This window comes from Burkholderia dolosa, from assembly GCF_902499135.1.
Taxonomy (GTDB): Bacteria; Pseudomonadota; Gammaproteobacteria; order Burkholderiales; family Burkholderiaceae; genus Burkholderia; species Burkholderia dolosa.
The window spans coordinates 1-17,505 of sequence record NZ_CABVPR010000089.1 but is presented as its reverse complement, the minus strand read 5'-3'; the positions used below and the strand labels follow the sequence as shown (position 1 = coordinate 17,505).

Sequence of the window (17,505 nt, the reverse complement as noted above, 5' to 3'; positions counted from 1 at the left end):
TTTTTTTAATGATACGGCGACCACCGAGATCTACACCTGCGCACACACTCTTTCCCTACACGACGCTCTTCCGATCTGCGAGGCTGTACACGTGATGCGGTCCGAGCGCGCGCGCGATCTTCAGCGCGTCGCCGGTGCCGCCGAGCAGCAGGATCCGCGGCGCGCTCATCGTGCGACGCCGACGAAGCGGCCCTGTCGATCGATCGCGAACATTTCGACCGCGACCGACGCCGGCACGATGTCGCGCGCGACGCGCAGCGCATGCGCGCAGACGACGTCGCCGAGCGGCACGCCGTCGGCCTGCGCGAGCGTCAGCGCTTGCTGGCTCGTGTTCGCCGCGCGGATCGCGGCCTGCAGCGCGTCGCTCGCGCCCGCGTTGGCCGCCCATTGCGCGAGCAGCGGCAGGTCGATGCTCGAATGGCGGCTGTGCAGGTCGAGATGGCCGGCCGCGAGCTTGCTCAGCTTGCCGAAGCCGCCGCACATCGACAGCCGCGCGACCGGCGCGCGACGCAGATGCTTGAGCACCGCGCCCGCGAAATCGCCCATCTCGATCAGCGCGATGTCGGGCAGCGCGTAATGCGCGCGCATCGCGTCCTCGCTCGCGTTGCCGGTGCAGGCGGCGATATGTGCGATGCCGTTCGCGCGCGCGACGTCGATCCCCTGATGGATCGACGCGATGTACGCGGAACACGAGAACGGCCGCACGATGCCGGTCGTGCCGAGAATCGACAGCCCGCCGACGATCCCGAGCCGCGGATTCATCGTCTTCAGCGCGAGCGCCTCGCCGCTTTCGACGCCGATCGTCACGTCGAAGCCGCCCGTGTAGCCGTATTCGGCGGCGAGCGCGTCGAGATGCGTCGTCATCATCCGGCGCGGTACCGGATTGATCGCCGGCTCTCCGATCGGCAGCGTGAGCCCCGCGCGCGTGACCGTGCCGACGCCCGGCCCCGCATGAAAGCGCACGCCGGGCGCCGCCGCGAGTGCGACGCGCGCGAACACGAGCGCGCCGTGCGTGACGTCCGGATCGTCGCCGGCATCCTTGATCGTGCCGGCTTCGGCGCCGTCGGCGGTGGTCCGGCAGAACTCGAGCCGCATCACGACGTGCTGTCCTTTCGGCAGCACGATCTCGACCGCGTCGTCCGCGCGGCCGCCGAGCAACAGGCGCGCGGCGGCGAGCGCCGTCGCCGTCGCGCAGCTGCCGGTCGTGTAGCCGAAGCGCAGCGGCGCCGGCCGTTCGGGCGTTTCGTCGCGCATCACCGCCGCTCCGCCGTGCCGCTGCGCGCGTCCGCCGCGGCGGGATCCGACTTGCACACGTCGTACAGCGTGACCGGCAACGGTTGCCGCCACGTGTCGAAGCGGCCGAGCGGCGCCGCATGCGCGAGCGACACGCGCGTGAGCGTGCCGCCGTGCGCGTCGCGCCACGCGGCGAGCGCCGTCTCGCCCTGCAGCGTGACCGCGTTCGCGACGAGCCGGCCTCCGGGCTTCAGCGACGCCCAGCACGCGTCGAGCACGCCGGGCGCCGTCACGCCGCCGCCGATGAAGATCGCATCGGGTGCGGCAAGCCCGGTCAGCGCGTCCGGCGCGCGGCCGGCGACGAGCTGCAGGCCCGGCACGCCGAGCGCATCGCGGTTGTGTTCGATGAAACACTGCCGCTCCGGATCCGCTTCGATCGCGATCGCGCGGCACGACGGATGCGCACGCATCCATTCGATGCCGATCGACCCGCTGCCGGCGCCGACGTCCCACAGCAGCTCGCCCGGCGCGGGCGCGAGACGCGCGAGCGTCAGCGCGCGCACGTCGCGCTTCGTCAGCTGGCCGTCGTGACGGTACGCGTCGTCGGGCAGGCCCGGCGTCAGCGCGCGGCGCGGCGCATCGGGCGCCGCGCGGCAGTCGAGCGCGACGAGGTTCAGTGCTGCCGTTTCGTCGACGGCCCAGTCGTGCGCGAGTCCGTCGATGCGCCGCTCGAGCGGGCCGCCGAGATGTTCGAAGACGCTGATGCGCGTCGGCCCGAAGCCGCGCGCGCGAAGTTCGGCCGCGACCGCGGCCGGCGTGCGGCCGTCGGCGCTGAGCACGAGCAGGCGCCGGCCCGGCAGCAGATGACGCGCGAGCGTCGCGATCGGGCGGCCGACGAGCGACACCGTGTCGACGTCCTGCAGCGGCCAGCGCAGGCGCGCGGCCGCGAGCGACAGCGACGACGGCGCCGGCAGCACGCGCCATTCGTCGGCGGAAAGCCGGCGCGCGAGCGTCGCGCCGACGCCGAACAGCATCGGGTCGCCGCTCGCGAGTACGCAGACCGGCGACGGCCGCCGCGCGAGCAGCCGCGACACGTCGAACGGCGACGGCCACGCTTCGCGCGCGGCCCGCAGCCGCGCGGGCAGCAGGTCGAGGTGCCGCTTCGCGCCGACGACGAGCGTCGCGTCGAGCAGCGCGCGCCGCGCGCTGCGTCCGAGCCCTGCGTAGCCGTCGTCGCCGATGCCCACTACCGTCAGCCACGCCGTCATGCACCGTTCCTCATCGTCGATTCCATCGTGTCGCTCGCGAGCGGACCGCGATGCACATGCGCGGCCGCCCTTATGGCGAAAGTCGGCATGGTACCGTGTTCCACCGGGCGTTTCATCTGCCGGCGCGACGCGCGCGCAACCGCCGCATTGCATGCGCGGCACGGGGTTTCACGGTCGCGAATCGCGGTCGAAATCGGGTATGCTACGGCCGTTCGTTCGCCGGTGCCCTTCGGGGCCGAAGAGGGAACACAGGGCGCGCCGCGCCGCTGTGGCTGCCCCCGCAACTGTAGACAGCGAGCCGATCTCCCCCTCATGCCACTGGTTTCTCCGGGAAGGCCGGGAGCAGGCGCCGACCTGTCAGCCAGGAGACCTGCCGGCCAGCAAGTGCGTGCGTGCCAGTCGGCGTCGGGCGGGGTGTACCGACGCGTTGGCCGCAGCGCGACACTGTCCCGGTATCCCGTTGAGTTCCGCCCCTGATTCGAATCGTGCGTCGCCTGTCGTGCGCCCGTCGGCTTGCCCGGGGCTCGTGCGCATCGTCGCGGCCGCCGACGGCGGGCTGTGCCGGATCAAGCTGCCCGGCGGCCGGCTCGATGCGCAGCAGGCGCGCGCGATCGCCGCGGCCGCGCGCGCATACGGCTCCGGCGCGCTCGACGCGACCAACCGCGCGAATCTCCAGTTGCGCGGCATCCGCGCCGGTGCGGCCGATGCGCTCACGCGCACGCTGCTCGACGCGGGGCTCGGCCCGCGCGCCGATGCGAGCGGCGCGGCCGGCGACCGCGCCGCCCTCGCCGCCAGCGACGACGTCCGCAACGTGATGCTGAGCCCGCTTGCCGGGCACGATCCCGCCGCGCGCGTCGACAGCCGCACGCTCGCGCATGCGCTGCTCGACATGCTCGCGCGCGAACCGCGCCGCGGCGAGCTGTCGCCGAAATTCTCGATCCAGCTCGACGGCGGCGAATCGGTCGCCGCGCTCGATCATCCGCACGACATCTGGCTCGCCGCATGGCGCCGCGACGACGGCGCGATCCGCGTCGCGGCCGGGCTCGCCGGCTGCATACCGGTCGCGCACGACGATCGGCCCGCGGTCGTCGACGTGTCGCCGCAGCAGACGGTCGCGCTCGTGCGCGCGCTGCTGCTCGCGTTCGTCGATCTCGCGCCGGCCGACGTCGCGCGGATGCGCGACCTGCTCGCGATCCGCGACGCACGCACGCTGCTCGAACACGCGCGGCGCTACGTGCCGTTCCGGCTCGATGCCGATCCGTCGCTCGCCGGCTGGCGCCGCCGCCCGTCCGACCCGGCGCTGCGCTTCGGCGTGCGTCCGTCGGCCGATGCGGGCCGCTGCAGCGTCGGCGCGCAGTTCGCGCTCGGCCGGCTCGACGCAACGCAGCTCGAACGGCTTGCCGCCGTGGCCGAAGCGCACGGCGACGGCACACTGTCGATCACGCCGTGGCAAGGCGTGTTCGTGCACGGCGTGCCGCACGCGAGCGCGCCGGCCATACTCGACGCGCTCGCGTCGCTCGGCCTCGTGTGCTCGCCGACGGACCCGCTCGCATCGCTCGTCGCGTGCGCGGGCAGCGCCGGCTGTGCAAGGGCGCGTGCCGACACGAAGCGCGATGCGCTCGCGCTCGCCGCGCACGTCGGCCGGCCGGTCGACGCGCATCTGACCGGCTGCGAGCGCCATTGCGCGCTGCCGCGTGTTGCCGCGCACACGCTCGTCGCGGTCGCGCCGGCGCGCTACGACCTTTACCGGCGCACGACCGACGCGGGCCTCGGCGCGCCGGTCGCGCGCCATCTGACGATTGACCAGGCCGCGGCCCGACTGACGGACGCGCGGCCCAGCGAGGACACCACCGATGCTTGACTACATTCGCGACGGGCAGGAAATCTACCGCCAGTCGTTCGCGACGATCCGTGCCGAAGCCGACCTGTCGCGGATCCCGCCCGATCTCGAGAAACTCGCGGTGCGCGTGATCCATGCGTGCGGGATGGTCGATGTCGTGTACGACCTGCGCTTCTCGGCCGGCGCCGGCACCGCGGGCCGCACCGCGCTCGCGGCCGGCGCGCCGATCCTGTGCGACGCGCGGATGGTCGCCGAAGGCATCACGCGCGCGCGCCTGCCCGCCGGCAATCGCGTGATCTGCACGCTCGGCGAACCGGACGTGCCCGATCTCGCGCGACGCCTCGGCAACACGCGTTCGGCCGCCGCGCTCGAACTGTGGCGCCCGCATCTGGCCGGCAGCGTCGTCGCGATCGGCAACGCGCCGACCGCGTTGTTCCATCTGCTCGACATGCTCGACGCCGGCGCGCCGCGCCCTGCGCTGATCGTCGGCTTCCCGGTCGGCTTCGTCGGCGCGGCCGAATCGAAGGCGATGCTCGATGCCGACAGCCGCGGCGTGCCGTACGTCGCGCTGCTCGGCCGGCGCGGCGGCAGCGCGATGGCGGCCGCCGCCGTGAACGCGCTCGCGACGGAGGCCGAATGACGGCCGCGCGCGGACGCCTGTTCGGGGTCGGCGTCGGCCCCGGCGATCCCGAACTGATGACGCTCAAGGCGCTGCGTGTGCTGCAGGCGGCGCCGGTGGTCGCGTATTTCGTCGCGAAGGGCAAGAAAGGCAATGCGTACGGCATCGTCGAAGCGCATCTGCTCGACGCGCAGACGCAACTGCCGCTCGTGTACCCGGTGACGACCGAGGCGCTGCCGCCGCCGCTGTGCTACGAGACCGTGATCGCCGATTTCTACGACACGGCCGCCGACATCGTCGCGTCGCACCTCGACGCGGGCCGCGACGTCGCGGTGATCTGCGAAGGCGATCCGTTCTTCTACGGGTCGTACATGTATCTGCACGACCGTCTCGCACCGCGCTACGACACCGAAGTCGTGCCCGGCGTGTGCGCGATGCTCGGCGGCACGGCCGTGCTCGGCCAGCCGCTCGTGTACCGCAACCAGAGCCTGTCGGTGCTGTCCGGCGTGCTGCCCGAGCACGAGCTGCGCACGCGGCTCGCGCAGGCGGACGCGGCGGTCGTGATGAAGCTCGGCCGCAATTTCGACAAGGTGCGGCGCGTGCTCGACGAACTCGGCCTCGCGAAGCGCGCGCTTTACGTCGAACGCGCGACGATGGCCAATCAGCGCATCGTGCCGCTCGACGAAGTCGATCCGATGGCGTCGCCGTATTTCTCGCTGCTGGTCGTGCCGGGGGAAAAATGGCAAGGATGACTGTTGCGCCCGCGATCGTGATCCTCGGCGCGGGCGCGCTCGACACCGCGCGGCGCATCCAGGCGCGCTATCCGGGCGCGCAGGTGCACGGACTCGCGTCGCGCGTCGACGCCGACGTGGCGTTCGACGAGCTCGGCGCGCATCTGCGCGAACTGTATGCGCGCGGGATGCCGATCGTCGCGCTGTGCGCGGCCGGCATCGTGATCCGCTGCATCGCACCCGCGCTGACCGACAAGGGCGTCGAGCCGCCGGTGCTCGCGGTCGCCGAGGACGGCTCGGCGGTCGTCCCGCTGCTCGGCGGATTGACCGGCGTCAACGCGATCGCGCGCGAGATCGCCGAGTCGCTCGGCGTCGCGCCGGCGATCACGACGAGCGGCGAGCTGCGGTTCGGCGCATGCGTGCTCAATCCGCCGGAAGGCTATGCGCTCGCCGACGTCGCGCAAGGCAAGCGCTTCGTGTCTGATCTGCTCGCCGGTGCATGCACGCGGATCGACGGCGCGGCGCCGTGGCTCGACGACGTCGCGCTGCCGCGCGACGACGCGGCGACCCACGCGATTCGCGTGACGCCGCACGCATCGCGCGAGTCGGACGATACGCGTCGCGAGCTGGTGATTCATCCGCGCAGCGTCGTCGTCGGCGTCGGCGCGGATGCCGCCGCGCAAGCCGACGCGCCGCTCGCCGCACGCATCGACGCGCTGCTCGACGCACACGGGCTTGCGCGGCTCGCGCTGGCCGCGATCGTCGCGCCGGCGTCCGCAATCGGCGAAGCGGCACTGGAAGCGGCCGCCGACGCGCTGAACGTGCCGCTGCGTTTCGTCGACGCGGCCGACAGCGTTACGACGCAAACCGGATCCGACGCCGCCGCACTGCTCGGCCGCGCGCTGCGCGTCGCGCACACGCTGCATCCGGCGTCGAACGGTATCGCGTGCGCGCTCGCCGCGCAGCCGGTCGATCCGGCGACGCTCGGCCGGCCGCGCGGCCGCCTGACCGTGGTCGGCCTCGGCCCCGGCGACGCAGCGTGGCTCACGCCCGCCGCGCGCGCGGCGCTGGCGGGTGCGACCGACATCCTCGGCTACACGACGTACGTGAAGATGGCCGGCCCGTTCCGCGCGGACCAGTGCGTGCACGGCACCGACAATCGCGAGGAAATGCAGCGTGCGCGCCATGCGTTCGAGCTGGCCGCGCAAGGCCGGCGCGTCGCGGTCGTGTCGTCGGGCGACCCCGGCGTGTTCGCGATGGCCGCGGCCGTGCTCGAAGCGCTCGACGACGCGCGCGATCCGCAGTGGGCGGCGATCGACCTGCGCGTCGAGCCGGGCGTGTCGGCGTCGCTCGCGACCGCCGCGCAGGCCGGCGCGCCGCTCGGGCACGACTTCTGCGCGATCTCGCTGTCGGACAACCTGAAGCCGTGGGACGTGATCGAGATGCGTCTGCGGCATGCGGCGCAGGCCGATCTGGTGATGGCGTTCTACAACCCGATCTCGCGCGCGCGGCCGTGGCAGCTCGACCGCGCGCTGGACGTCGTGCGCGCGCATCGCGCGGCCGACACGGTGGTCGTGCTCGGCCGCGACATCGGCCGGCCCGGCGCGTCGCTCGCGACGACGACGCTCGGCGCGCTGCGCAGCGATCAGGTCGACATGCGGACGATGGTGATCGTCGGTTCGTCGACGACGCGGCGTTTCGCGATCGGCGACGGCCGAGAGTGGGTTTATACGCCGCGCTGGTATCGCTGAACTTCAACGACGGTGGCGCGACAGCGCCACCCTGCCGCTTGGCCCCGGCGACGCGTAGCCCCATGAATTTGAACTGACGATTCAATATCCGTGGGCTCGTCAGTCCGCGGTCTTTCGGCGACGGTCAATCGAAAGGACCGACATTGTCGACCACGAAGCCGCTGCACGTCATTTTTGCTACGTAGCGGTGATTGCCGACGCGATCGGCGTTCACGGCAAAGTCCTCACGCCCGCGAAGGCTCACAGCATGCTGAATGCGGCCATTCGAAGATGCCAGCCGGCATCGCGGCGAACGCCCGCGGAAGCATGCGTATCGCCCTGCATCGCGAGCCATGCACCGGCGCTCCTGCCGCGCCGGCAGCCGCGCTTTCGCATCGACCCGCAGCGCCCGCAGCGCACCGCTTGTGAGTTCCGCGAAAATCGCGTTGTCGATCGAGTTCGCATGCAGCCGCTGCAATTCGCCCGATTGCCACTTGTAGCGGATCGTCCGCCCACACCGACCCGCGTGCCGCGGTAGGATCGTCCGCTCGTCCATCACCCCTGCGGAATCGTGCCCGGCCGCACGTACGCGAGCATGTGCGGCACGTAATCGGCCTTGCCGAGATCGACGCCGTGATGGCGCAGGATCGCGTAAGCGGTAATCGCGTGAAAGTAGAACTGCGGCAGCGCCCAGTCGCGCGCGTATTGCTCGCCGGTCATGTCGAACACAATGCCGTTCGGCAGCTCGAGCGCGATCGGCGATGCGGCGCCGCCGTCGAGCGCATCCGGCGCGAGTTCGCCGAGAAACGCGAGCGTGCCCGCGAGAATCGCCTGCGCGTCGCCGAGCGAGCCCGGCTGCGCGTCGGCATTCCAGCCGGCCTGCCGCAATGCGAGCAGCGGCTCCGGCAGCGGCTCGCCGCGCAGCCGGTGCACCGGCTCCATCGCCTGAAAGCATGAGAACCGTACCTGTGCGGCGAGCGGATACATGTCCGGCGCAAGCTTCAGCGTCATCAGCGCATCGGGATCGTCGCCGGTCGTGCGCCGATGCGCGGCGGCCTTGTCGAGCCACGCGGATTGCGCGCGCAGCAGCTGGGTAAACGTCGGAACGAGAAGTTGAGTCGGTGACACGCGTGCACTCCCGAAGGTGATCGTTCGCGTCACGATAGCAGCGTCGGCGCTATAGCGCATTGTCCCGGCGCCGGCAGCGGCGCACGGCGAATATCGGACCGTAACCGATATCGCGACTGCTTTCGGCCGGAAACCGTCGCGTTACGGCCCGCGGCGCCGCGCGAGAAATCGGTCGAGCTGCGCGGCGAACGCGTTGCCGTCGCGTGCGCTGAACGGCGCCGGGCCGCCGGTGTCGATGCCCGCGCTGCGCAGCTGATCCATCATCGCGCGCGTCGACAGACGCTCTTCGATGTTGTCGCGGCTGAACCAGTTTCCGCGCGGATCGAGCGCGAACGCGCCCTTGTCGAGCACGGCGGCGGCGAGCGGAATGTCGGCGGTGATCACGAGGTCGCCCGGCGCGGCCAGCTCGACGATGCGCGCATCGGCCGCGTCGAAGCCGGCCGGCACCTGCAGCGCGCGGATGAACGGCGACGGCGGCGTCCGCAGAAACTGGTTCGCGACCAGCGTCACGTGGATCTCCGTGCGACGCGCGGCGCGAAACAGCATCTCCTTGACGACGGCGGGACACGCGTCGGCATCGACGAGCACTTGCATGGCGGGATTTCCGTTGGACGCGAGCCGCGATCATAGCGTACGCGGCGCCTCTCCCCTGGCGCGCGAACCAGTCCGGTGCCCGCCGCGTTCAGCCGTGCTCATCCGCCGACGTCCGCGCAAAGCGCATCGGCCGTCATCCACTGCGCGCCCCATGCGCGCGCGAGCCGCGCGCCCTGCCCGCTCGGCACCGGCGCATCGTCGAAGTCGACGAACACGACGTGATCGGCCGCCGCGGGCTTCGCCGGCGTGTCGCGCGTGCGTCCGTCCGACAGCACCCACAGCCAGCGCTGCTTGTCCGGGTTGCGGCGCGCGTCGCGCGCGAGCAGTTGCGCGGCGGCGGCGATGCCGTCCGCGAGCGGCGTGCCGCCGCCGCCGTCGACCGGTTCGAGCCAGCGCGCATTCCACCAGCGCGGCACGGCCGGCCCGAAGCGCCGCGCGGCGCCGTTGCCGCCGAAACAGATCAGCGCGGTTTCCATCCGGTCGCGCGCGGCATGATCGAAGTACGCGACGATCAGCCCCTTCGCGAGCGCGAGCCGATCGTGCGCCAGCATCGATGCGGAGCAGTCGAGCACGAAGCAATGGAGCGCACGCGGCGCACCCGCGCGTTTGCGAAAGCGCAGATGCTCGGCGTGCAGCCGGCCGCCGCGCTTCGCGGCGAGCGTGGCCGGCCACGCGACGGCCGTGCCGGCCCGCACCGCGCCCGGCATGCGCGCGGCGGCGCCCTGCTGCCATCGAGGACCGCGAACGGCGTTCGCGGCGGCGCCGTCTCGATGGCTCAGCGTTTTTTTAGCGGCAGCGGCACGACGGCCTTCACGTCGCGCAGCCCGGCAGGCTCCGGCGACAGATAGCCCCAGTCGCCGTGCGGTTCCGCCGCATCGGGGTTCGCCGACGTCGGCCGGTCGTCGTTCCGTCCACGCGCATCCGGCGGCGAACGGTCGTCGCGCTCGCCTGGCGTGCGCGCTGCCGACGAACGCTGCGCATCCGCATGACGCCGATGCCGCAGCACGGCTTCGGCGACGCGATCCACGTGCGCGACCGCGATCGCGTCGGCCTGCTCGAGCGCGGCGAGCGCACGCGCGGCGCGCAGCATCACGAGGTCGGCGCGCAGCCCGTCGACGGCTGCTTCGATGCACAGCGCACTCACGCGCGCGTGCACAGCGTCGCCGAAATCGAGCGTCGGCAGCCGCGTGCGCGCCGCGCGAATCCGCTCGGCGAGCGCGCGCTGCGCGTGCGCATGGCGCGCGCGAAACGCGTGCGGATCGATATCGAACGCGAGGCGCGCCTTGACGATCTGCTCGCGCGGCCCGGCATCGAAGCAGTTTTCCAGCTCGACCATCAGCCCGAAGCGGTCGAGCAGTTGCGGACGCAACTCGCCTTCTTCCGGATTCATCGTGCCGACCAGCACGAAGCGCGCATCGTGCGCATGCGATACGCCGTCGCGCTCGACGACGTTCACGCCGCTCGCGGCGACGTCGAGCAGCGTGTCGACGAGCCCGTCGGCGAGCAGGTTCACTTCGTCGACGTACAGCACGCCGCGATGCGCGCGCGCGAGCAGGCCCGGGCGAAACCGCACGCCGTTCTCGGCGAGCGCGTGCGCGAGGTCGAGCGTGCCGGTCACCTGTTCGTCGGTCGCGGACAGCGGCAGTGTGACGAACTGCCCTTCGGGCAAGAGCTCGGCGAGCGCGCGCGCGGCCGTCGATTTCGCGGTGCCGCGCGGCCCGCTGACGAGCACGCCGCCGAGCGACGGATCGATCGCGGCGAGCAGCAGCGCCTGCTGTAACGGCTGCTGCGCGACGAGCGCCGTAAACGGAAAAATGTCGGGAACGGCCGCGCGTGCGCGGTGCGTCGTCGGATCGGTCATCGCCGGCCCCCTTCCTGAAGTTGTTCGCTGGCAAGCCAGACCGCTTCGATCCGCTCGCGATAGTCGCCCGGCTGCTGCCACAGCCCGCGCTGCATCGCTTCGACGAAGCGCTCGCAGATGCCGTGCAGCGCGTGCGGATTGTGCCGTTCGAGGAACGCGCGCGTGTCGTCGTCGAACAGGTATGCATCGGCGACGAGCGCGTACTGATGATCGGACAGCACGCGCGCGGTCGCATCGTATCCGTACAGATAGTCGACGGTCGCGGCCATCTCGGCGGCGCCCTTGTAGCCGTGCCGCTTCACGCCGTCGAGCCATTTCGGATTCACGACGCGCGAGCGGATCACGCGCGCGATCTCCTCGCGCAGCGTGCGCATCGCGGGCGCGGCCGGGTTCGCGTGGTCGCCGTGATAGACGCTCGGCTGCCGCCCGGACAGATGCCGCACCGCCGCGGTCATTCCGCCCTGGAACTGGTAGTAGTCGTTCGAGTCGAGGATGTCGTGCTCGCGGCTGTCCTGGTTCTGCACGACGACGTCGATCGTCGCGAGCCGTTCGCCGAACACGTCGGGTGCCGCGTCGCCGGCGCTGTTCTGCGCATACGCATACCCGCCCCAGTCGCGGTATGCATCGGCGAGATCGGCATCGGTCTGCCAGCGGCGCCGGTCGATCAGTTCCTGCAGGCCGGCCCCGTAGCTGCCGGGCCGCGCGCCGAACACGCGCCAGCCGGCCCGGCGCCGCGCATCGTCGGCCGGCACGCCCTGCGCGATCCACTTCGCGCGCTCGCGCTCGACGCGCGCGCGGATCGGGTTCAGCGCCTCCGGCTCGTCGAGCGCGGCGACGGCCTGCACGGCCGCGTCGAACAGATGCATCAGGTTCGGAAACGCGTCGCGGAAAAAGCCCGACACGCGCAGCGTCACGTCGATGCGCGGCCGGTCGAAGATCTCGATCGGCAGGATTTCGAAGTCGGTCACGCGATGGCTGCCGTGCGCCCATTTCGGACGCACGCCGAGCAGCGCGAACGCCTGTGCGATGTCGTCGCCGCCGGTGCGCATCGTCGCGGTCCCCCACACCGACAGTCCGATCGCGCGCGGATAGTCGCCGTGATCCTGCAGATGGCGCTCGATCAGCTGCTGCGCCGATTTGAGCCCGAGCGTCCATGCGGCCTGCGTCGGCACCGCGCGCGTGTCGACCGAATAGAAGTTGCGGCCGGTCGGCAGCACGTCGGGACGCCCGCGCGACGGCGAGCCGCTCGGTCCCGGCGGCACGAAGCGGCCGTCGAGCCCGCGCAGCAGGTGACGCATTTCGTCGCGGCCGCACGCGTCGAGCGCCGGGATCAGCGTCGCGCGGATCCGCCCGATCACCGCGCGCGTCTGCGGCCATGCGCCGGGCAGCGTCGCGTCGATATCGCGCGTTTCGTCGGCATCCGAAGTCGCGATGCGATCCAGCCACTGCTGCGCGAGCCGTTCGAGCCGCTCGCGCGTGTCGCCCGCATGACGCCACGGCGATGCGTCGAGCGCCTGCAGGATCGCGGGCCGCGGGCCGGTCCACGGCGCGGCCCAGTCGGCCGCGAGCGGATCGAAATCGTCGCCGAGCGCGAGATCGCGCGCGAGCGCACCGATGAGCCCCGCATTTGCGCCGTTGCCGTCGCCGACCGGAAAGCGCGCGAGCGCGAGCAGCGTGTCGCGCCGTTGACGGCCGGCGGGCGACACGCCGAACACGTGCAGTCCGTCGCGGATCTGCGCTTCCTTCAGCTCGCACAGCCACGCGTCGACGCGCGTGAGCAGCGCATCCTCGTCGCCGGCGTCGCGCGGCGGCGACACGCTCAGCTCGTCGTGCAGCCGATGCTCGGCGATCGTCGCGAGAATCGTGTTGCGCAGCAGCTTCGCGCGTCGCGCGTCCACCATCAGCGCTTCGTAGTATTCGTCGACCTGCCGCTCGAGATCCTGCAGCGGGCCGTAGTTCTCCGCGCGCGTGAGCGGCGGCATCAGATGATCGACGATCACCGCCTGCGCGCGGCGCTTCGCCTGGCTGCCCTCGCCCGGATCGTTGACGATGAACGGATACAGATGCGGCAGCGGCCCGAGCGTCAGATCGGGCCAGCATGCGTCGGACAGCGCGACGCTCTTGCCCGGCAGCCATTCGAGATTGCCGTGCTTGCCGACGTGAATCACCGCGTCGATGCGGAACGCATCGCGCAGCCAGAAATAGAACGCCAGATACGCGTGCGGCGGCACGAGCTCCGCGTCGTGGTAGCTCGCGTAGTCGTTGTCGTCGCGCGAGCGCGACGGCTGGATGCCGACGAACACGTTGCCGGCCCGCCAGCCGGCGATCGTGAAGCGTCCGCGACGCACGGTCGGATCGGCGTCGGGCGGCCCCCAGCGCGCGTTCAGCGCGGCCTGCACCGCGGCCGGCAACTGCGTGAAATGCGCGACGTAATCGGCAAGCGCGAAGCTCTGGAACGCGGGGCGCAGCGCATGCACGGCCGGATCGTTGGTGACGCCCGCGGTGAGCTGCGCGATCAGCGCGTCGCCGTCGGCCGGCAGATCGGGCACCGTGTAGCCGGCGTCGCGCAGCGCCGCGAGCACACGCAGCGCGGACGCCGGCGTGTCGAGCCCGACGCCGTTGCCGATCCGGCCTTCGCTGTGTGGATAGTTCGCGAGGATCAGCGCGATGCGCTTGTCCGCGTTGTCGAGCGTGCGCAGCCGGCACCAGCCGCGCGCGAGTGCCGCGACGAACGCGATGCGTTCCGCGTCCGGCTGGTAGCGCACGACGTCGACCTCGGTGTGCGCGCACCGATACGCGAGCCCCTTGAAGCTCACCGCGCGCGTGACGATGCGTCCGTCGACTTCCGGCAGCGCGACGTGCATCGCGATGTCGCGCGCGTGCAGCCCCTGATTGTCGGCGAGCCATGCATCGCGATTGCCGCCCGACAGGATCACCTGCAGCACGGGCGCGTCGCCGGCCAGCACGTCGGGCTCGGGATCGTCGATCGCACCGGCCGCGAATGCGGTCGTGTTCAGCACGAGCGCGACGTCGTGCGCGTCGCACAGCCGCGCGATGACCTCGCGGCTCACCGCATCCTTCAGCGACGTGACCGCGATCGGCAGCGGGTTCAGCCGTTCGCGCACGAGCGCATCCGCGAGCGCGTCGAACACGGCCGTATTCGCGGCCTGCCAGTGCGCGCGATAGAACAGGATCGCGACGACGGGCGCGCCGGGCGTCCAGCGCGGCCGCCAGTCGTCGACGCTCGCCGGGTCGCGCGCCGGGTGATACAGCGCGGCGGCCGGCAGCGGGCGCGGCGGCGCCGGTTCGTCGCCGAAGCCGAGCGTGTGGAACGCGATGCTGCGCAGCAGCGCCTCCGCGTTGTGCACGCCGCCTTCGCGCAGATAGCGCCACCACAGCCGGCACAGATCGGGCGCGACCGTGCTCTTCGCGACGAGATTCGGATCCTCCTGCAGATCGCCCGAGAACATCGCGAGCTGCTGCCCGCAGCGCGACGCGAGCGACACGGCCTGCTCGATGCCGTACGGCCAGTACGCTTCGCCGCCGAGATGGTCGATCACGACCGTCTTCGCGTGGCGCAGCACGTCGTCGACGTAGAAGTCGACGGACGCCGGCTGCCGCAGGAACGTGACGTTCGCGAGCCGCACGCTCGGAAAGCCGGCCGGCAGCCGCGGCACGACGCTCGCGAGCAGCGACAGCGTCGTGTCGGCCGAGCTGAGGATCACGATGTCGGCCGGCCGCTGATCGATCCGGACGACGCCCTGCGTATCGTCGACGAAGCCGCCCGGCGTGGTGCGCAGCAGATGCATCGCGCGTTACGCCTGCTGCGGCGCGGCCGCGCACGCGGCGTCGAACGCGCGCTGCAGTTCGGCCGCGTCGAGATCCTCGCCGATCAGCACGAAGCGGCTCGCGCGCGCTTCGCCGTCGTGCCAGCGGCGATCGAAATAGCTGTCGAAGCGGCGGCCGACGCCCTGGATCACGAGCCGCATCGGCGCGCCGGGCAGCGCCGCGAAACCCTTTGCGCGATAGATCGTGTGCGTTTCGACGAGCCGCTGCAGCGCCGCGATCGTCGCTTCGCGCGAGCCCGCGTCGCCCGCTACGACGACCGAGTCGAAATCGTCGTGATGGTGGTCTTCGTCGTCGGCCGAGCCGTGATGGTCGTGACGCAGATGAATCGTTTCCTCGGACGCCGATTCGAGACCGAGCAGCATCGCGACGTCGAGTTCGCCGCGCGTCGCGCGCACGATCTTCACCTGCGGCGGAATCTCTTCGCGGATCGCGGCTTCGACGTCGGCGAACTGTGCGTCCGCGACGAGATCGGCCTTGTTCACGATCACCAGATCGGCGGACGACAGCTGGTCGGCGAACAGCTCGTGCAGCGGCGACTCGTGATCGAGGTTCGGGTCCGCGCGGCGCTGCGCGTCGACCGCCTGCGGATTCTCCGCGAACTGGCCGCTCGCGGCCGCCGGGCCGTCGACGACGGTGACGACCGCATCGACGGTGAACGCGTTGCGGATCGTCGGCCAGTTGAACGCCTGCACGAGCGGCTTCGGCAGCGCGAGGCCGGACGTCTCGATCAGCACGTGATCGAGCTGCGCGCGGCGCTCGACGAGCGCTTCCATCACCGGATAGAACTCCTCCTGCACGGTACAGCACAGGCAGCCGTTCGCGAGTTCGTACAGCCGGCCCGACGCTTCGCCGGCCGCGTCGTCGCAGCCGATTCCGCACCCCTTCAGGATTTCGCCGTCGATGCCGAGTTCGCCGAATTCGTTGACGATCACCGCGATGCGCCGGCCTTGCGCGTGCTGCAGGATGTGGCGCATCAGCGTCGTCTTGCCGCTGCCGAGAAAGCCCGTGACGATCGTCACGGGCAACTTGCTGAGGGTCATGGTGGATCCTGGTCGAAAAAGGGAATCACGCGGAGAGCGTCACGTCGATCTCGTCGTAGCGTCTGAACCGGTAGATCGCGGCCGACACGAGCCAGCACGCGACGAACAGGCCGATCACGACGTAGCCGAGCATCCCGAAGTGCGACGCGACCATCGCCGCGAAGTCCCACACGGGGCCCTGCAGCGCCAGCTTGTCGGCGAGCAGCGCGAGCACCTCGATGCCGCCGATCAGCGCGGCAACGAGCACCGACACGAACGTGATCGTCATGTTGTAGTAGATCTTGCGGATCGGCCGCACGTACGCCCAGCGGTATGCGCCCATCATCAGGATGCCGTCGGTCGTGTCGACGAGCGTCATGCCGGCGGTAAACAGCACGGGCAGCACCATCACCGACCAGAACGACAGCCCGCCCTGCACCTGCGTGGCCGAGATGCCGAACAGCGCGATTTCGGTCGCGGTATCGAAGCCGAAGCCGAACAGGAAGCCGACCGGATACAGGTGCCAGCTGCGCGACACGAGACGGAACAGCGGCCGGAACACGCGCGCGAGCACGCCGCGCTGGTTCAGCAGCATGTCCAGATCGGCATCGACGATCGACTCGCCGCGCCGCGCGGCGCGAAAGGTCCGGTACACGGAAATCAGGATCAGCAGGTTCGCGGCCGCGAGCACGAGCAGGAAGAACGCCGACACGCTCGTGCTGATCACGCCGCCCCAGGTCTTCATGCTCTCGAAGCGCGCGAGCGATGCGGCGGTCAGCGCGACCGCGACCGACATCACGATCACGACCGTCGAGTGGCCGAGCGAGAAGAACAGGCCCGCGCCGAGCGGGCTGCGGCCGTCCTGCATCAGCTTGCGCGTGACGTTGTCGATCGCGGCGATGTGATCGGCGTCGACGGCGTGGCGCAGGCCGAACACATACGCGAGCAGCGCGGTGCCGAGCAGCACGGGCTGATCGCGAAACGCGACGAACGCCCAGATCCACGCGCCGACGTTGAACGCGACGAGCAGCGAATAGATCGCGGCGATCTTGCCGCGCAGCCCCGACGGGCTGTCGTTGAACAGACGGAAGAACGAGTCGAGCATGATGCTCCTTTGCGAACGGTCGACATGTGAATGCCAACACGGCCGCCGCCGGCCCGGTCCGCGCCCGGTGCCGTCGGCCGCATCGTGCCGCATGCGCGCGCATCGGACGGTCCGGACTGACGAATCGGGAAACGCGCGGGTGTCGGGCATGCTGCGGCCGTGGACGATGCGCCGCCTCCCCGCGGCGCTGAACCCCCTGTGTTTAGGCCGGTATCCGGGCTGACGAACACGCCGCTTCGCCTTCCCGGATGCGCGCGGCATCCAGTGGCGTCGTCCGCATGCGCGAAGCATGCGGCGAAGCGGCGCTGCATCGCGCCATGCGCGATGCGTTCGCTTACCGTTGCGGGGGCAGCACAGGTTGGCTCGACTGCGGTGCAGGCAGGCTCCCTGTTTCCCGTTTAACTGCGCGCACCGGAGCGGCACGCGCGAGCACCAAAACGCGTGCGAGTGTAGGCGGCGGGGCCGGCAGCGTCAAGGCGCGTCCGCGGTGTCGAAAGCCGCCGCGCGCCCGTTCGCGCAAGCCGGCCG

The 17,505-nt window shown here is 71.3% G+C and carries 14 protein-coding genes, 1 pseudogene and 2 riboswitches; of the genes and pseudogenes, 4 read left to right on the top strand and 11 right to left on the bottom strand.

The annotated features are described in order from the left end of the window. Positions 1-76: 76 nt before the first annotated feature. From BUB20358_RS28825 to BUB20358_RS26065, 3 genes and pseudogenes are all read right to left on the bottom strand, one after another. Positions 77-163 (bottom strand): annotated as a pseudogene (locus tag BUB20358_RS28825) (cobalt-precorrin-6A reductase); the annotation flags it as partial. A 2-nt stretch (positions 164-165) separates the two neighbouring features. Continuing rightward, entirely contained in the window at positions 166-1,254 is a 1,089-nt protein-coding gene (locus BUB20358_RS26070) for a cobalt-precorrin-5B (C(1))-methyltransferase (RefSeq protein WP_035973355.1), read from the bottom strand. Then, a complete protein-coding gene (locus BUB20358_RS26065) occupies positions 1,254-2,501 on the bottom strand; it encodes a bifunctional cobalt-precorrin-7 (C(5))-methyltransferase/cobalt-precorrin-6B (C(15))-methyltransferase (protein ID WP_035972381.1) in 1,248 nt (415 codons plus the stop codon). The genes BUB20358_RS26070 and BUB20358_RS26065 overlap by 1 nt, the downstream gene beginning before the upstream one ends. A 203-nt stretch (positions 2,502-2,704) precedes the next feature. Beyond that, a riboswitch (cobalamin riboswitch) is annotated at positions 2,705-2,893 on the top strand. 107 nt (positions 2,894-3,000) lie between these two features. Here BUB20358_RS26065 and cobG point away from each other — a divergent pair. From cobG to cobJ, 4 genes are read left to right on the top strand one after another with little or no spacing between them, the layout of a single operon-like run. Beyond that, complete coding sequence (gene cobG, locus BUB20358_RS26060; protein ID WP_035972382.1) at positions 3,001-4,362, top strand: precorrin-3B synthase; 1,362 nt, start codon at positions 3,001-3,003, stop codon at positions 4,360-4,362. Further along, entirely contained in the window at positions 4,355-4,981 is a 627-nt protein-coding gene (locus BUB20358_RS26055) for a precorrin-8X methylmutase (RefSeq protein ID WP_006764325.1), read from the top strand. The genes cobG and BUB20358_RS26055 overlap by 8 nt, the downstream gene beginning before the upstream one ends. Then, a complete protein-coding gene (locus tag BUB20358_RS26050; RefSeq protein ID WP_006764326.1) occupies positions 4,978-5,712 on the top strand; it encodes a precorrin-2 C(20)-methyltransferase in 735 nt (244 codons plus the stop codon). Before BUB20358_RS26055 ends, BUB20358_RS26050 begins: the two co-directional genes overlap by 4 nt. Further along, a complete protein-coding gene (gene cobJ, locus BUB20358_RS26045) occupies positions 5,709-7,442 on the top strand; it encodes a precorrin-3B C(17)-methyltransferase (protein ID WP_035972384.1) in 1,734 nt (577 codons plus the stop codon). Before BUB20358_RS26050 ends, cobJ begins: the two co-directional genes overlap by 4 nt. A gap of 124 nt (positions 7,443-7,566) precedes the next feature. Here cobJ and BUB20358_RS26040 read toward each other — a convergent pair whose 3' ends face one another. The 8 genes from BUB20358_RS26040 to BUB20358_RS26005 form a co-directional block, all read right to left on the bottom strand. Continuing rightward, complete coding sequence (locus BUB20358_RS26040) at positions 7,567-7,977, bottom strand: hypothetical protein (RefSeq protein ID WP_035972386.1); 411 nt, start codon at positions 7,975-7,977, stop codon at positions 7,567-7,569. Beyond that, positions 7,977-8,609 (bottom strand): DUF1993 domain-containing protein, encoded by a 633-nt coding sequence (locus BUB20358_RS26035; RefSeq protein ID WP_006764327.1) that lies wholly within the window; start codon positions 8,607-8,609, stop codon positions 7,977-7,979. Before BUB20358_RS26035 ends, BUB20358_RS26040 begins: the two co-directional genes overlap by 1 nt. 81 nt (positions 8,610-8,690) lie before the next feature. Next, positions 8,691-9,143, bottom strand: coding sequence for a YaiI/YqxD family protein (locus BUB20358_RS26030; protein ID WP_006764328.1), 453 nt, complete (start codon positions 9,141-9,143; stop codon positions 8,691-8,693). A gap of 98 nt (positions 9,144-9,241) precedes the next feature. Next, positions 9,242-9,850, bottom strand: coding sequence for a vWA domain-containing protein (locus tag BUB20358_RS26025; RefSeq protein ID WP_035972388.1), 609 nt, complete (start codon positions 9,848-9,850; stop codon positions 9,242-9,244). Between the two features lie 68 nt (positions 9,851-9,918). Beyond that, positions 9,919-11,004 carry a magnesium chelatase ATPase subunit I gene (locus BUB20358_RS26020; RefSeq protein WP_035972391.1) on the bottom strand — a complete coding sequence of 362 codons (1,086 nt, stop codon included), beginning with the start codon at positions 11,002-11,004 and terminating at the stop codon, positions 9,919-9,921. Next, entirely contained in the window at positions 11,001-14,813 is a 3,813-nt protein-coding gene (gene cobN, locus BUB20358_RS26015) for a cobaltochelatase subunit CobN (RefSeq protein WP_006764330.1), read from the bottom strand. The genes BUB20358_RS26020 and cobN overlap by 4 nt, the downstream gene beginning before the upstream one ends. Positions 14,814-14,819: 6 nt before the next feature. Beyond that, complete coding sequence (gene cobW, locus BUB20358_RS26010; protein WP_006764331.1) at positions 14,820-15,893, bottom strand: cobalamin biosynthesis protein CobW; 1,074 nt, start codon at positions 15,891-15,893, stop codon at positions 14,820-14,822. Between the two features lie 25 nt (positions 15,894-15,918). Then, entirely contained in the window at positions 15,919-16,977 is a 1,059-nt protein-coding gene (locus tag BUB20358_RS26005; RefSeq protein WP_006764332.1) for a HoxN/HupN/NixA family nickel/cobalt transporter, read from the bottom strand. Positions 16,978-17,165: 188 nt separating this feature from the next. Then, positions 17,166-17,429, bottom strand: a riboswitch (cobalamin riboswitch). Positions 17,430-17,505: the final 76 nt, after the last annotated feature.

Coding starts and splice junctions, on each gene's coding strand:
- BUB20358_RS26070 (WP_035973355.1), bottom strand. CDS start 1,254: ATGCGCGACGAAACGCCCGAACGGCCGGCGCCGCTGCGCTTCGGCTAC.
- BUB20358_RS26065 (WP_035972381.1), bottom strand. CDS start 2,501: ATGACGGCGTGGCTGACGGTAGTGGGCATCGGCGACGACGGCTACGCA.
- BUB20358_RS26055 (WP_006764325.1), top strand. CDS start 4,355: ATGCTTGACTACATTCGCGACGGGCAGGAAATCTACCGCCAGTCGTTC.
- BUB20358_RS26050 (WP_006764326.1), top strand. CDS start 4,978: ATGACGGCCGCGCGCGGACGCCTGTTCGGGGTCGGCGTCGGCCCCGGC.
- cobJ (WP_035972384.1), top strand. CDS start 5,709: ATGACTGTTGCGCCCGCGATCGTGATCCTCGGCGCGGGCGCGCTCGAC.
- BUB20358_RS26040 (WP_035972386.1), bottom strand. CDS start 7,977: ATGGACGAGCGGACGATCCTACCGCGGCACGCGGGTCGGTGTGGGCGG.
- BUB20358_RS26035 (WP_006764327.1), bottom strand. CDS start 8,609: ATGCGCTATAGCGCCGACGCTGCTATCGTGACGCGAACGATCACCTTC.
- BUB20358_RS26030 (WP_006764328.1), bottom strand. CDS start 9,143: ATGCAAGTGCTCGTCGATGCCGACGCGTGTCCCGCCGTCGTCAAGGAG.
- BUB20358_RS26025 (WP_035972388.1), bottom strand. CDS start 9,850: ATGCCGGGCGCGGTGCGGGCCGGCACGGCCGTCGCGTGGCCGGCCACG.
- BUB20358_RS26020 (WP_035972391.1), bottom strand. CDS start 11,004: ATGACCGATCCGACGACGCACCGCGCACGCGCGGCCGTTCCCGACATT.
- cobN (WP_006764330.1), bottom strand. CDS start 14,813: ATGCATCTGCTGCGCACCACGCCGGGCGGCTTCGTCGACGATACGCAG.
- cobW (WP_006764331.1), bottom strand. CDS start 15,893: ATGACCCTCAGCAAGTTGCCCGTGACGATCGTCACGGGCTTTCTCGGC.
- BUB20358_RS26005 (WP_006764332.1), bottom strand. CDS start 16,977: ATGCTCGACTCGTTCTTCCGTCTGTTCAACGACAGCCCGTCGGGGCTG.